Below are 14,530 nucleotides of genomic sequence, written 5' to 3'. Positions count from 1 at the left end.
GAATTAGCCCTGTCTTAAAATCTTACGAAACATTCTAGGCTTGTTTTTATTAAAAGCATCTATTAGTTCTTTTCCAAATATAGTTATACTATTTTCCCAAGGGTGTCCTAAAAAGCCCCATTTAAAATCCTTCTGAATAACAAAATAGTAATCACCATTCGGAAATATTGGTATAGCCCATTCTCCGAATTCATCCCTTTCAAATTCCAAGCGTGGATTTATCCAATAACATTCGTGTTGCCAATCGAGTGCTAATATATGTTCTCCATGCATTGTGCACTCTTTAAATGCATCTTACACTCTTCCTTCAAGTTCATCATAAGCATCTAAATCTGTTGACTCTCCGAAATAATCGGAAATATTATAAGTTATATAAGGATGTGGAACCTTAAAAGAGGGAAATATAGACGTACTTGGTTTGAATTTGAAGTCTCTATATATCCTGTTCCAATTTTGACCATATTCCTTTTTTGAAAGTGGAACCCAATTCCTCATTGAATATTCTCTTCTCCTATACTCGCCTAAACAGTTAAACAACGCTTATAATCTGAAATCTTAACTTTGTTATGACATTATTGTAGCATTTGATAAATGTGCATACTCGTTTAAATAAATGACCTCCATATCAATATGTTAATATATAGATTTTCTTATATAATTAAGTATATTAATTTCTGTTCAAAAGTGAGGCTTCAGGTGAGTTATAAGATTGTATATCTCATTTCAGAGTGACGAGTACAAAAACTTTGTGAGGCAACCGTATTCCTCGTAATGAACGTTCAGCGGAATCTGGCTTATTTCTACATACGCAAAGATACCTTTTGACAGGGCGGAAAACAAAAAATCAACAGGAGGATAACAATGGAGTTTAACGAAAAACTGCAACAGCTTAGAAAACAGAATAACCTCACACAAGAGCAACTTGCAGAGCAACTATATGTATCAAGGTCAGCTATTTCAAAATGGGAAAGTGGTAAAGGCTATCCTAATATTGAATCTCTCAAATGTATAGCTAAACTTTTTTCGGTTTCTATAGACGAATTATTATCAGGAGAGGAACTAATAAGTCTTGCTGAAACAGAGAATCGCTCTAACCTTAAAAAAATCTATAGCTTTATCAGTGGAATATTAGACATAATAGCGATTGCATTTATTGTTCTACCATTGTACGGAAAATCGGATGGTAGTTATATTCACTCCGTCAATCTTCTATCTTTTACCGAGACAACATGGGTAATGCTTATTATTTATTGGGCTATTTTTATTACCATGATTGGACTTGGTTTCGCCACTGTTCTATTTGTTCACTTTGAAAAAGAATCTAGTTACAACCTTACTAAAAAAAGCTCTGTTGTAATAGGAGTTTTGGCAATCTGTTTCTTTGCAGCAGCAAGGGAACCATATGTAACGACGCTCTTATTTTTACTTTTTGTAATGAAGATATATGTACTGATGAAGCAAGGTCAAACAAAATAAAAATACCGAAAACCCTTTGAAATAGGCTCTGACACGCAAAGTGTCGGAGCTTTTTTCTATTGTGACAATAGGTTTCTCGTTTCTTTTTACATTTGAGCTGATAATAAAATTGCAGTTTAGAGCAAACAGCAATTCACTCAAAGAAAGGACAGATGTATATGGAATATGTCATTGAAACAGAAAATCTTACCAAACAATACGGAAATGCTACCGTTGTTAATAACATCAATCTTCATGTGCCAAAAGGTAAGATCTATGGTCTGCTCGGGAGAAACGGAGCAGGGAAAACTACTGCAATGAAAATGATGTTACAACTTGTCTATCCAACAGAAGGAGCAATCCAATTGTTTGGCACAAGTCACACAGAAAACACCCGCACCATTTATAGCAAAATAGGCTCTATTATTGAAACGCCAGGTTTTTATAATAATTTAACAGGCCGGGAAAACTTACAAATTCTCGCCAAACTGCGAGGGCTGCTTGGTAAAAACTCTGTACAGAAAGCACTGGAAGTTGTCGGTTTGGATAAAGAAAAAAGTAAGGTGTTTGCTGACTATTCTTTAGGAATGAAGCAGCGTCTTGGTATTGCCGCAGCAATTATGCATGAGCCCGAGTTGCTGATACTCGATGAACCAATTAACGGGCTCGACCCCATTGGAATATCCGAAATTCGCTCGTTCCTATCTGAACTTAGCCGTACCAAAGGAACCACGATTTTCATTTCTAGTCATGTTTTAAATGAAATTGAACAAATTGCAGATATTATTGGCGTTATGCATGAAGGTCGCTTGGTTGAGGAAGTAAACATGGTGGAACTCCACAAGCGCAAACGCCGGTATATTGAATTTGATTTATCTGATGCGAAAATAGCTGTAAAAATATTAGAAGATTATTATCAGATTACAGACTATTCTATACAGGGTAATTCAATAAAAGTTTATGATTTCAACCATAACCCAGGAGAAATCAACAGAGCTTTCGTAGAAAATGGACTATTGGTAACAAAGATAAATACAGATGAGGAGAATCTGGAGGATTACTTTTCTGAATTGATCGGAGGTGGTGGGATTGCTTAATCTTATTTCCTGCGAACTATCAAAATTAAAGCGTTCAAAAATGGTACTTATCAGTATTTTAGGTGTCATGTCTATACCATGTATGATGTTGGTAGAATCTATACAAACCCATTTTAAACATCCAGACCTTGTATTTACATTGGCTGATATATATCATGACAGTCTGCTGTACATTATGCTATTAACAAATATGATGATTTATGTGGCAATTACCGCTTACTTATTTAGCAGAGAGTATACGGAAAATACTTTAAAAACCATGTTGCCCATACCGATTTCTAGGATAAAACTTATGCTAGGTAAGTTTTGTACCCTATTTCTTTGGATCACTATGCTTACATTGGTAACATGGATAGGTATTTTAATTTTATCCGGGCTATATTATGCTGTTTTTGGCATGGAAAGCTATAACTTGCGTGTTGCCATCGGGTGGCTTCTAAAGTTTTTACTTGGCAGTATACTTATGTTTTTAACAGTCTCCCCCTTTGCTTATATCGCTCAAAAAACAAGAGGATTTGTTACGCCAGTGATTGCTTCTGCAGTTATAGTCATGGGGAGCGCAGCTCTTAGCAATCAGGACCTGGGAGCATTATACCCATGGACAGCTACCTTTTTCTTGATAGAGGGTAAATTGAAAAGTACAGGTTATTCAATTCCTCTGGTCATAGGAATTATTGCTTTTGTGTCTCTTATTGGATTTTGGTTGACATTTAACCACTTTCAAAAGGAGGATTTGAAATAATGGCACTTCATTTTATAGAAATAATGAAAGCTATATTTCTTGGTGTAGTAGAGGGAATAACAGAATGGCTACCTATCAGCAGCACAGGGCATATGCTTCTCGTGGACAAGTTTATTACTCTTAATATGAGCGAAGCATTTAAGGAAATGTTTTTTGTGGTCATTCAACTTGGAGCAATACTCGCAGTGGTCGTTATGTTTTGGAAGAAAATGTTTCCTTTTCAATTTAGGGATAAAACACTGCCTATCATTAAAAAAGATACCCTTTCGCTTTGGTATAAAGTAGTGGTTGCCTGTATCCCAGGGGCTATCATAACTATCCTTTTTGACGATTATATTGACGCCCATTTTCATACTCCAATGGTGATTGCTGCTGCTCTCATTTTCTATGGTATAGCATTTATTGTCATTGAAATATGGAATAATAGGCGGGTGCCAACTACTAAAAAGTTAGACGACATTACCTACAGAATGGCTTTTTTGATTGGGTTATTTCAAGTGCTTTCTATTATCCCCGGTACTTCTCGCTCGGGTGCTACAATTATAGGTGCACTACTGATTGGTGTATCAAGAGTTGCAGCAGCTGAATTTACATTTTTCCTTGCGGTTCCTGTTATGTTTGGTTTAAGTACCATTAAAATACTGAAATTTGGTTTTTCCTTCACAATTGAAGAATTGCTTATCTTGGGAATTGGTATGGCGGTTGCATTTGCGGTGTCTGTTCTGGTGATAAAATTCCTTATGGGATATATCAAAAAACATGATTTCAAGGCGTTTGGTTGGTATCGAATTGCCCTTGGAATTCTTGTTATACTGATAACGATTATTTTATAGATAAAACATTTTCTTAAATGCTTACCTGCTGTATAGCAGACACATCCCTTTACCTTTAAGGAAATGAAGACCAACACTTTTTACGTCTAAATAAAGTTATAAAGTTACCCCCTTAGATAACAAAATCTAAGGGGGTTTTCATCTTGTCTTATTTATTTTGCATTAACTTATTCTACTGTAACAGACTTAGCCAAATTCCTTGGTTTATCCACATCACAGCCCCGTGCAAGGGATGCATAATAGCTGATCAATTGTAATGGAACAACTGATACAAGCGGCGTTAGAAGTGGATGCACAGGAGGAAGGACGATTGTGTCTCCTGGTTCTTCCATGCCTTCCATCGAAATAATGCAAGCGTTGGCACCACGAGTGGTTACCTCTTTCACATTACCTCTTAGGTTAAGGCTTACTTCTTTTTGTGTAATAAGCGCAAATACAGGCGTACCATCTTCAATTAATGCGATTGTACCGTGTTTTAGCTCTCCACCAGCAAACCCTTCCGCTTGGATATAAGAGATTTCTTTTAGCTTAAGTGCTCCTTCTAAGCTTAGATAGAAGTCGATTGAGCGGCCGATAAAGAAAGCATTACGTGTTGTTTCCAAGAAATCTGCTGCTACGTGTTCCATGTCTTCTTTATGATCAACGATTGTTTGAATGTTGTTTGCTGCAATGCCAAGCTCTGCTTTTAAATCAAAGTCCAGTGCTTTGCCTTTCGCTTGTGCTTCTACATAGGCAACGATTGCAAGTACGGCTACTTGTGCAACATATGCTTTAGTAGAGGCTACGGCAATTTCAGGGCCTGCATGCAATAACAATGTGTAATCCGCTTCACGTGATAAAGTCGAGCCAGGTACATTCGTAATAGTTAAAATCGGATGGCCTAATTCCTTAATTTTCACAAGCACTTGACGGCTATCTGCTGTTTCGCCTGATTGTGAGATGAAAATAAAGAATGGCTTTTCTGATAATAACGGCATATTATAGCCGAATTCACTTGAGATATGCACTTCGACAGGGATGCCTGCCATTTTCTCAAAGTATTGTTTGCCAACAAGGCCTGCATGATAGCTAGTACCTGCTGCAATGATATAAAGTCGATCTGCATCATGTAAAGCATTGGCGATGTCAGAAGGAATCACTAGGTTGCCTTCTTCATCTTCATAGTTTTGAACAATTTTGCGAACTACGCCAGGTTGTTCATCGATTTCTTTTAGCATGTAGTGTGGATATGTGCCTTTTTCGATATCGCTCATATCTAGCTCTGCAGTGTAAGGTGCACGTTCTACTACTGTGCCATCAAGTTTTTGAATTACAATAGAGTCTTTGCGAACAATGACAACTTCTTCATCATGCAATTCGATAAATTGATCTGTTACTTGTAGCATTGCCATCGCATCAGATGCTACTACATTAAACCCTTCGCCTACCCCTACTAAAAGCGGGCTTTTGTTTTTAGCTACATAAATCGTGTCACATTCTTCTGCATCCAATAAAGCAAGGGCATAAGAACCGTGTACAAGTGTTAACGTATGGCGGAATGCTTCTTCTGTTGCCATGCCGTCCTCTACAAATTTCTCAACCAATTGGACAAGCACTTCTGTATCTGTATCAGATTTTAGCTGAACTCCGTTTAGATATTCATCTTGCAAGTGATGATAGTTTTCTAATACACCATTATGCACTAATGTAAAACGGCCTGACGCACTTTGGTGAGGATGAGCGTTCAGCTGATTTGGCACACCATGTGTTGCCCAGCGTGTATGACCAATGCCCACAGTAGCGGCTGCTCTTTCATCGACAATACTGCGTAAATCAGCGATACGGCCTTTTTCTTTAAATACTGCAACTCCATCTTCTGTGCATAGGCCAATCCCTGCAGAATCATAACCTCTATATTCTAGTTTTTCTAATCCTTTTAATAGAATTTCTTTCGCATCAAGTAAACCATTATATCCAACAATACCACACATAACTATATTTCCTCCGAACTTTGCCAAATTAGCCGCGTGTAAATAAGCTTCCCCTATTACAGGCGAAGTCATTCATATGCAGCTGCTAATTTGCCTTCTTGCTTTCCTGTCTACTCAATCACTTGAGTCCTTTAAAAGCAAGATAACGATCGGGCATTGCGATCGGGAGGCATCCGCCGAAAACTTCGATACTCCTCCACCTCGTCTACTGAAGATTCACGATTTCTTCAGTACTGGCGCTATAACTGTTTTTCCGATTTTTGCTTACATACAATCCTCCTTAGCATGTGCTGATCTTAACTTAAAAAGAATCAGCATGTTCATCATACTTGAAAAGTCTTTTTTTAGTCAATTATAAAATTGCAAGTTTGATGATATAACTATCATATGTCACTATTACCCTTTAGTTGCTTACTATAAACGTAATGTAAAAAGCTAATCGAAAGAAGGCTCTTTCGATTAGCTCCTATTGTATCGGTCTAGGCTATTTTAATAAATTGACAATCTCACGGTTGAATGCAGGAATATCATCAGGTGTACGACTTGTTACCAGTTGATTTTCGCATACCACCACTTCTTTATCTTGGAAATTGACACCGGCATTTTCCATATCGACTTGAATAGATTTATAGCCAGTTGCGTGACGACCATCTAGTGTTTTGGCAGTGATTAATAATTGCGGTCCGTGGCAAATCGCAAATACTGGTTTTTTCGCATCCATGAAAGCTTTTGCGAAATTCACGAAACGTTCATCTGCACGCAATTGGTCAGGTGAAAAACCACCTGGAATCAATAATGCGTCAAAGTCGTCTACTTTTACATCATCGATTGATTTGTCGACTTGAATTTTAGTGCCATGTTTCCCTTCAACTTCGCCGCCTGCTGTTTTTTCAACTGTTACGACTTCATGACCTGCATCACGAAGGGCTTTAACAGGTTCTGTGTATTCTACATCTTCTACTAGGTTTGTTACTACTGTTGCTACTTTAGCCAATGATAACATCTCCTTTTCATAGATAGGGCCGTTATTGGCCTCTACTTGTACTTTTCCACAATCGCCAAATTTTAAACAAAAAAAGGAACTCTTATATGAGTTCCTTTTTTGCTTTATTATTCTTTTAATCCCATTTCCTCGCTGACAACAGCAGCGATTTGGGTGCAGTATGCTTCACATTTTTCACTTGTCGGTGCTTCCACCATGACACGCACTAATGGCTCTGTACCAGATGGGCGTACTAAGACACGACCTTCGCCGTTCATTTCTTGTTCAACTTCAGTAATAGTTGCTGCTACTTTAGCGTTATCTGTCACAGCATGCTTATCTGTTACACGTACATTGATCAACTTTTGAGGATAAATCGTCATTTCTGCAGCTAATTCTGACAGCTTTTTGCCTGTGACTTTCATGGTATTGACAAGCTGTAAACCAGTAAGCATGCCATCACCTGTTGTATTGTAGTCTAAGAATACAATATGGCCAGATTGCTCCCCACCAACATTGTAATTTCCTTCGCGCATTGCTTCTACAACATAGCGGTCTCCCACTTTAGTTTGAACACTATGCATACCGTGTTCTTCTAATCCTTTATAAAAGCCCATATTACTCATCACTGTAGATACAACTGTTTCATGCTTCAGTTTTCCCTCTTCATGCATATGTTTGGCACAGATATACATGATTTGGTCGCCGTCAACGATATTTCCATTTTCGTCTACAGCAATCAATCGGTCTCCGTCACCATCGAAGGCAAGACCGATATCTGCCCCTTTATCTACAACCAACTGTGCTAGTTTCTCAGGATGTGTAGAACCTACTCCATCATTAATATTTAAGCCGTTTGGTGATGACCCCATTGTAGAAAGGTCAGCTTCCAAGTCAGCAAACAGATGAGTTGCAAGTGAAGATGTCGCACCATGCGCGCAGTCTAACACAATATGAATATTTGTAAATTCTTCATATACAGTTTGTTTTAAATACTGGATGTACTTTTGACCGCCCTCGAAGTAGTCGCTGACAGTGCCAAGTGCTCCACCAGTTGGACGTGGCAAATCATCATGTTCTTGGTCAAGTAACGCTTCGATCTCTGCTTCTTCCGCATCAGATAGCTTAAAGCCGTCGGGACCAAAGAATTTAATGCCGTTATCCTCTACCGGATTGTGAGATGCAGAAATCATAACGCCTGCTTGCGCACTCATCGCACGAGTTAAATAAGCGACTCCTGGTGTGCTAATGACGCCTAAACGCATTACTTCTGCTCCTACTGATAAGAGACCAGCTACAAGTGCACCTTCTAACATTTCCCCGGAAATACGCGTATCTCGTCCAATTAGAACTTTAGGGCGTTCTCTTGTTTCCTTTGTCAAAACATAGCCGCCGAAGCGCCCTAATTTAAATGCTAATTCTGGTGTTAGTTCACTATTGGCGACTCCGCGTACGCCATCTGTACCGAAATATTTACCCATTGTGTATTCTCTCCTTCAAAACTCTAAATGCAATTTTATGAACTAGAAGAAACCCCTGCTTTTATGGAGTTTCACTTTATGAAATTTGGCTAATTTTTAGTTTCATTGTATTTGGATTTGCCTTCCATGTAGTTCCTTTTGGGCTTTCACCCATAATCTCCAGATTGTTTATACCCTCTTTTACATCTTTTGCATCCACATATAACCGAATATCTGATTTGGCTATATTGGCAAGTCGTTGCTTTTCGCCAGTCACAAGAACAGATACAAAATGGTTGGCATTGCCTTCTATTTCATACTGGTCAGTGTCTAAATTTTCTATGCTAACGGCTATATCGTTTAACGTAACAGTAGAGGTAGAAACGGGTGCTTCTGTTACTTTTGTTTCTTCATTGTCTGCATTTTTGTCTTCTTTTTCTTTCTCTTGATTTTGATCTGAACCAGAAGATGAAGATGTGTCATCTACTATTACATGTACACGTAATTGATTGAATGATAACTTTGTCACACCATTGGGCTTATCCAAGTTTACGGATATATCGCCGGATTTTTTAAGTTTAGTAACATCAACATCGACAGGAAGAGATTGAATCTTCTCCAAGTCATTTTTAGAACCGAATAATGTAATCATCGTTTCTTCTGCTTTAATCGATTTTACTTTCTTACCCTTTGGCGATCCTTTTATATTAAGTGATAGAGGAACTTCTTTGCTGTATTCACCAATATCAACTTTAACTGATACTGTAGCTGGAGTAACCGAGACGTCTAACTTATTCATATCGCGATCCAGTACTTTAACAGGTGCATCTTTTGTGAAAGACTCATTAATGTTACCGTCACTAGATAACATGGCTTTAATATAGGCGATGTTGTCAATAACACTTTTGGCACCAGTGACAGTCACTTCACTTGGATTCGCCGTCATCGTTTTAATGAAATAATTCGGCGATAGTCTGCTTTCATTAAAGTCAGGGTCAATTTTGAATGTCTTTGTTACCTTTTCCTCTATTGATACATTGATGGTAGACGGCTCAATTTGTACATTCAGCTTATCTGAGAAGCCTTTGGATTTAAATTTAACCTTGTGCTCTCCAATTGTCTCTTTGCTGAGATCTAAATAAACATGATAGTCTTTAAATGCTTTTGTCTGCAGAACAACTGCAAGCGGTCCTTTAATAGATACATCCACTGTCTTAGGAACATCAGAAACAATTAAATTTTCGCTATCGTAAAGGACTTCTACTGGCACATCCTTTATCACTTCCGCTTGGCGGTCAGATGTCGTTGTTGTGTAATTGTCTGTGCTCGTCTCTGACTTAACGGTAAAGAATATTAAAAGTGATAACAGGAGCGCCATAATACGAAGAAACCATGGACTCTCAAAAAGTTTATCCATTATTTTTTATCCCCCCATAAGCTCCATTTAGAAGTGCCTACTGAATTAGTAGCTCCTCCGAACCAAGCATTTCGCAGGCGGACCTCAAACTCTTCAATTGATAAGTCACGGTGCAAGTCCCCGTTGATCGTCAAACTGATAGCTCCTGTTTCCTCAGAGACGACCACAGTAATTGCATCTGTCACTTCACTAATGCCTATCGCAGCACGATGACGCGTTCCCAATTCCTTCGAAATAAAAGGACTTTCAGAAAGCGGTAGATAACAAGCAGCGGCTGCAACTTTATTTTTTTGTACAATAACTGCTCCATCATGAAGCGGTGTATTCGGGATAAAGATATTTATAATTAATTCTGAAGAAATCTCAGAATACATCGGTATCCCTGTCTCGATATACTCATTCAGACCTGTTTCTCTCTCAATGGAGATAAGGGCGCCAATTCTTCGTTTAGCCATATAGCTTACTGATTTGGACATAGCAGTAACTAGCCGAGTTTGTTCTTCTTCCTCCTGCATATTACTTCTAGCAAACAACTTGCCTCGCCCCAATTGCTCGAGTGCTCGACGCAATTCAGGTTGGAAGATAATAATAATGGCTAAAAATCCAAATTCAATTACCTGTTTTGTCATCCAGCCAAGTGTAGTCAATCCAAAATAAACTGTAATAATCCGAATGATAATAATGACGAATATGCCTTTTAAAAGCTGAACGGCCTTTGTACCACGGATTAATATAAGAATATTATAGATAACCAACCAGACCAACAGAATGTCGATGACGTTTAAAATCATTCTTACCCATTGATTGTTTGTAAACTGTGTAAATTCATTAATAAAAGACATGTGGATCCCCCACTTTTCTAGCGAGTACGTTTATATCAAGTATAGCATAACTGCTCTATTTTCTGCCCGGATGAAGTGGCCTTACAAGCAATGACATTCTTTTAGCCCCATTGCCATTTGGGCCTTTACGAACAGTATTCAGTTTATTAAAGTTTAAAGTAAGTCTCTTGTAGCTTCATAATACGGGATAAAACAGAAAAGCCTACTGTGATAGCAGACTTAATCATTAGTTTATTCATTATTATCTATAATAGACCATGCTTTTTTAGCACTGTTTTTTATCTTATACCATAGCCACTCAAACATTTCATCGATTTCCTCGATTTGCCCTGTCACGTTGGCAGAGGACGCCATATACTTTCCGTTGATCACGGTTATATCGCCATCAACTGCACCCTTCACAAGAATATCTCCATTTTTGACAAGAAGATCGCCTTTTATCGTTTCACCTTCAGGCACAATGACCGTTTGCCCCTCAACCTGCAAGTTTGGCTGTTTTGTATATGAAAACTGTTGATCATTTTTATAGCCCGACAGAAAGGATGCGCTCATAAAAATGCAAAATAAAGCGGCAGCAATAGCAATTGGATGTCTGCGGATAAAACGTTGAAATCCGTATTTCATTTTTCTCCTAGGAAGCCGCTGCATAACCTGATCTACAAAACGGGGAGGAGTGGCGATAGCGATGGCGCCTTTCACAAATGCAATTGTATTTTCCAACTCTTGCATATGCTTTCGGCAATCTGAGCAATTGTACAAATGTTTTTGAAGCTCTTGCTCATGCTCACTGGCAATATCCCCATCTAGATATTCATGCATATATTGCACAATCTCTTTAGGGCATGTATTCATTGTGAAACCCCTCCTACAAATTGCTTAGTTGCTTTCTTAAAGCTTCACGCCCGCGATGTATACGTGTTTTAACCGTTCCAAGCGGTATATTCAAAATTTCACTAATCTCTTGCAACGACAGTTCTTCGATATATTTTAAGATAATCACTGTCCGATATTTTTCGGATAAACAGCTGATTTCGTATTGAATGCGCTCCTGCAATTCCATTCCTTCTACTTCTTCTTCCGGCAATCGATCCGGTGAAGAAATCTGAGAATACATATCAAGCCCGTCAGTACCTGCTACCTCTGCATCTAAATAATAGTCAGGTTTCTTTTTTCTTATACGGTCTATACATAAGTTTGTAGCAATCCGGAAAAGCCAGGTTGAGAATTTCCGATTGAGATCAAACGTATGTAAATTAGTATAGGCCCGTATAAAAGCTTCTTGCGCAATATCTTCTGCTTCATGCTGATTATTAAGCATACGATAACATATTTGGTAGACCTTCTGTTGATAGAGGCTTACAATTTCGGAATACGCATGCTGGTCACCTTTCAGCACTTGCTTTATTCTTTTGTTCGTGATCGAGTCCATGTGAATTCCCCTCCGCCATGCGGCTACATACTATACGTATCGCAGTCTTGTTTGGTTTCATTTTTTCATCATTAAATTTTATCACCTAACGTGTTTCCATCATAAAACTTATAGGACATGTGATGATTAGATAAGAAACCTACAGTCCAAAAACTCTTGAAACTAGCAAATAGTTTCATAGGGTCTCTTATCATTCCACCTAGATAAAAAAAATGATGTTTAGTAATCTTCTTTGATTGTTACATCACTTTATTATAACAAGAATCAGGAAGGAAATATCCAACATTTTTAATTTATGTTTTCCATTTTGTAAATTAAAATAAAAAAAAATGGGCAGTCGCCCATTTTTATACTAGCTTTTCCCCAAATAAAGAACCCATTAATGCTACCGCTACTTCAGCTGTTTGATTCTTTTCATCTAAAATAGGGTTTACTTCAACAAATTCTGCAGAAGTAATAAGATTTGATTCATGCAACATTTCCATTGCTAAATGGCTTTCTCGATATGTAATACCGCCTGGAACTGGAGTCCCTACACCTGGTGTATAGATTGGATCAATACCGTCTAAATCAAGTGATAAATGAACACCATCTACATTTCTGTCCTTTAAGTAGTTGATTGCATCTTGCATAATATATGTCATGCCTAAACGATCAATTTCATGCATTGAATACACTTTAATGCCTTTTTCCCGGATAAGTTCTTTTTCGCCTTCATCCACTGAGCGTGCCCCAATGATAATGATGTTTTCTGGTTTCACTTTAGGTGCATAGTTTCTAATGTTTACTAAACTATCATGTCCCAAACCCATGCTTATAGCAAGTGGCATACCATGAATGTTACCTGATGGTGATGTATCGCTTGTATTCATATCTGCATGCGCATCATACCAAATAACACCTAAATTGCTATAGTGATCTGAGAGACCTGCTAAAGTACCAATGGCAATGCTGTGATCTCCGCCCAATACTAATGGGAAGTGTTCTTCTTTAACCATTTCATTCACTTTATTAGCTAGCTCTGTATTTGCTTTCAATACAGCTGATAAATTGCGTAGTTTTGTGTTTGGCTCTTCTTTTGCAGGTTCAATGACGATATTCCCCAAATCCTCTACCGTATGTCCAATCGTTTCTAAACGTTCATGCACGCCTGCGTAACGGATGGCGCTCGGCCCCATGTCTACACCCCTGCGTTGTTGACCTAAGTCCATTGGTACCCCAATCATTGTGATGTTTAATGATGTATTCATTATTAAATACCCCCTTTGTATTCTGCTAATATTGTAACCGCTTTTATAGGGATGGCTCAACGTCACATTTTTTTGTATGTTTATTCAAAAAGAAAACTGGAATACTAGAATCTATACTTATTTAGAAACAACAAAAAACCTTCTTCTAATAATAGAAGAAGGTTTTATATAAGAAATGAGTCATGTAGGATTCGAACCTACGACCCTCTGATTAAAAGTCAGATGCTCTACCAACTGAGCTAATGACTCAAAATGGCTGGGGTACCTGGATTCGAACCAGGGCATGACGGAATCAAAATCCGTTGCCTTACCGCTTGGCTATACCCCAATAGATGGTGGAGGGGGGCAGATTCGAACTGCCGAACCCGAAGGAGCGGATTTACAGTCCGCCGCGTTTAGCCACTTCGCTACCCCTCCGACAAATGGTGGAGGATGACGGGATCGAACCGCCGACCCTCTGCTTGTAAGGCAGATGCTCTCCCAGCTGAGCTAATCCTCCACAATATTAGTTATATAAGATGGTGACCCCTACGGGATTCGAACCCGTGTTACCGCCGTGAAAGGGCGGTGTCTTAACCGCTTGACCAAGGGGCCATCCGCTTTATGTATATCTCTTTAACAAGACAAGAATTATTTTACCATACTAATTTTTAAAAAGCAACAGTTTTAACCTAAAAAGTTTAACCTTTATAAATAAGCTTCCAACCGGGCTTGAACCGGTGACCTCTTCCTTACCATGGAAGCACTCTACCTACTGAGCTATGGAAGCATATATTAGATTATAGTACGACATTAATCCTAATGGTAAAGACATTTTTAATTGTAAATTGGATACAATCTTTTGTCAACAATATAATGAAAAACTATTTGATTACTTTAACTAAATAAATTATTTTTATATAGGATGAAGTCTCTTACCTTCATTTAAACAATAAGTGATGATTAGAAAACTATCTCAAGGCTATTTATACGGCAACAAGCCTTCACATTTTATGTAATAAAAAAGACACTACTGATTGAATCAGCAGTGTCTTAATATGCCTAGCAACGTCC

Annotated in this window: 12 protein-coding genes, 6 tRNA genes and 1 pseudogene; 4 read left to right on the top strand and 15 right to left on the bottom strand. The window is 38.3% G+C overall.

Features of this window, described 5'->3' with window-relative positions:
• Window positions 1-3 precede the first annotated feature (3 nt).
• Window positions 4-495: pseudogene (locus tag RST01_RS14760) on the bottom strand (DUF2716 domain-containing protein).
• 366 nt (window positions 496-861) lie between these two features.
• Between RST01_RS14760 and RST01_RS14755 the strand changes: the two are divergent.
• The 4 genes from RST01_RS14755 to RST01_RS14740 all read left to right on the top strand — a co-directional run bounded on the left by RST01_RS14755 (window position 862) and on the right by RST01_RS14740 (window position 4,127).
• A complete protein-coding gene (locus tag RST01_RS14755; RefSeq protein WP_147197966.1) occupies window positions 862-1,476 on the top strand; it encodes a helix-turn-helix domain-containing protein in 615 nt (204 codons plus the stop codon).
• A 158-nt stretch (window positions 1,477-1,634) separates the two neighbouring features.
• Window positions 1,635-2,552 (top strand): ABC transporter ATP-binding protein, encoded by a 918-nt coding sequence (locus tag RST01_RS14750; protein ID WP_147197964.1) that lies wholly within the window; start codon window positions 1,635-1,637, stop codon window positions 2,550-2,552.
• Window positions 2,545-3,294: an ABC transporter permease gene (locus RST01_RS14745; protein ID WP_147197962.1), complete on the top strand. Its 750-nt coding sequence runs from the start codon at window positions 2,545-2,547 to the stop codon at window positions 3,292-3,294. The genes RST01_RS14750 and RST01_RS14745 overlap by 8 nt, the downstream gene beginning before the upstream one ends.
• On the top strand, window positions 3,294-4,127 hold the full coding sequence (locus RST01_RS14740) for an undecaprenyl-diphosphate phosphatase (protein WP_147197960.1): 834 nt from the start codon (window positions 3,294-3,296) through the stop codon (window positions 4,125-4,127). Before RST01_RS14745 ends, RST01_RS14740 begins: the two co-directional genes overlap by 1 nt.
• Before the next feature lie 167 nt (window positions 4,128-4,294).
• Here the strand turns inward: RST01_RS14740 and glmS are convergent, their stop codons facing one another.
• The 14 genes from glmS to RST01_RS14670 all read right to left on the bottom strand — a co-directional run bounded on the left by glmS (window position 4,295) and on the right by RST01_RS14670 (window position 14,246).
• Complete coding sequence (gene glmS / locus RST01_RS14735) at window positions 4,295-6,097, bottom strand: glutamine--fructose-6-phosphate transaminase (isomerizing) (RefSeq protein ID WP_147198048.1); 1,803 nt, start codon at window positions 6,095-6,097, stop codon at window positions 4,295-4,297.
• Between the two features lie 484 nt (window positions 6,098-6,581).
• Window positions 6,582-7,100, bottom strand: a complete 519-nt coding sequence (locus RST01_RS14730; RefSeq protein ID WP_184117595.1) for a type 1 glutamine amidotransferase domain-containing protein — start codon at window positions 7,098-7,100, stop codon at window positions 6,582-6,584.
• Window positions 7,101-7,207: 107 nt separating this feature from the next.
• On the bottom strand, window positions 7,208-8,560 hold the full coding sequence (gene glmM, locus RST01_RS14725) for a phosphoglucosamine mutase (RefSeq protein WP_147197957.1): 1,353 nt from the start codon (window positions 8,558-8,560) through the stop codon (window positions 7,208-7,210).
• A gap of 76 nt (window positions 8,561-8,636) precedes the next feature.
• Window positions 8,637-9,956: a CdaR family protein gene (locus RST01_RS14720; protein ID WP_147197955.1), complete on the bottom strand. Its 1,320-nt coding sequence runs from the start codon at window positions 9,954-9,956 to the stop codon at window positions 8,637-8,639.
• Window positions 9,956-10,798, bottom strand: coding sequence for a diadenylate cyclase CdaA (cdaA, locus tag RST01_RS14715; protein WP_147197953.1), 843 nt, complete (start codon window positions 10,796-10,798; stop codon window positions 9,956-9,958). The genes RST01_RS14720 and cdaA overlap by 1 nt, the downstream gene beginning before the upstream one ends.
• A 231-nt stretch (window positions 10,799-11,029) precedes the next feature.
• A complete protein-coding gene (locus RST01_RS14710) occupies window positions 11,030-11,650 on the bottom strand; it encodes a zf-HC2 domain-containing protein (RefSeq protein ID WP_147197951.1) in 621 nt (206 codons plus the stop codon).
• A 13-nt stretch (window positions 11,651-11,663) separates the two neighbouring features.
• Window positions 11,664-12,227, bottom strand: coding sequence for an RNA polymerase sigma factor SigW (sigW, locus tag RST01_RS14705; RefSeq protein WP_147197949.1), 564 nt, complete (start codon window positions 12,225-12,227; stop codon window positions 11,664-11,666).
• Window positions 12,228-12,574: 347 nt separating this feature from the next.
• Window positions 12,575-13,477: an arginase gene (gene rocF, locus RST01_RS14700; protein WP_066790722.1), complete on the bottom strand. Its 903-nt coding sequence runs from the start codon at window positions 13,475-13,477 to the stop codon at window positions 12,575-12,577.
• A gap of 176 nt (window positions 13,478-13,653) precedes the next feature.
• Window positions 13,654-13,726: transfer RNA gene (locus tag RST01_RS14695), tRNA-Lys, on the bottom strand.
• A gap of 4 nt (window positions 13,727-13,730) precedes the next feature.
• Window positions 13,731-13,805, bottom strand: a tRNA-Gln gene (locus tag RST01_RS14690).
• 5 nt (window positions 13,806-13,810) lie between these two features.
• Window positions 13,811-13,894, bottom strand: a tRNA-Tyr gene (locus RST01_RS14685).
• Between the two features lie 6 nt (window positions 13,895-13,900).
• Window positions 13,901-13,976 (bottom strand) — tRNA-Val (locus RST01_RS14680).
• Window positions 13,977-13,996: 20 nt separating this feature from the next.
• Window positions 13,997-14,071 (bottom strand) — tRNA-Glu (locus RST01_RS14675).
• 102 nt (window positions 14,072-14,173) lie between these two features.
• Window positions 14,174-14,246, bottom strand: a tRNA-Thr gene (locus RST01_RS14670).
• Window positions 14,247-14,530: the final 284 nt, after the last annotated feature.

It is taken from the genome of Rummeliibacillus stabekisii (genome assembly GCF_007988965.1).
In the GTDB taxonomy this organism is placed as follows: domain Bacteria; phylum Bacillota; class Bacilli; order Bacillales_A; family Planococcaceae; genus Rummeliibacillus; species Rummeliibacillus stabekisii.
This window is presented reverse-complemented; position numbering and strand designations above follow the sequence as displayed.

Coding starts and splice junctions, on each gene's coding strand:
- RST01_RS14755 (WP_147197966.1), top strand. CDS start 862: ATGGAGTTTAACGAAAAACTGCAACAGCTTAGAAAACAGAATAACCTC.
- RST01_RS14750 (WP_147197964.1), top strand. CDS start 1,635: ATGGAATATGTCATTGAAACAGAAAATCTTACCAAACAATACGGAAAT.
- RST01_RS14740 (WP_147197960.1), top strand. CDS start 3,294: ATGGCACTTCATTTTATAGAAATAATGAAAGCTATATTTCTTGGTGTA.
- glmS (WP_147198048.1), bottom strand. CDS start 6,097: ATGTGTGGTATTGTTGGATATAATGGTTTACTTGATGCGAAAGAAATT.
- RST01_RS14730 (WP_184117595.1), bottom strand. CDS start 7,100: ATGTTATCATTGGCTAAAGTAGCAACAGTAGTAACAAACCTAGTAGAA.
- glmM (WP_147197957.1), bottom strand. CDS start 8,560: ATGGGTAAATATTTCGGTACAGATGGCGTACGCGGAGTCGCCAATAGT.
- RST01_RS14720 (WP_147197955.1), bottom strand. CDS start 9,956: ATGGATAAACTTTTTGAGAGTCCATGGTTTCTTCGTATTATGGCGCTC.
- cdaA (WP_147197953.1), bottom strand. CDS start 10,798: ATGTCTTTTATTAATGAATTTACACAGTTTACAAACAATCAATGGGTA.
- RST01_RS14710 (WP_147197951.1), bottom strand. CDS start 11,650: ATGAATACATGCCCTAAAGAGATTGTGCAATATATGCATGAATATCTA.
- sigW (WP_147197949.1), bottom strand. CDS start 12,227: ATGGACTCGATCACGAACAAAAGAATAAAGCAAGTGCTGAAAGGTGAC.
- rocF (WP_066790722.1), bottom strand. CDS start 13,477: ATGAATACATCATTAAACATCACAATGATTGGGGTACCAATGGACTTA.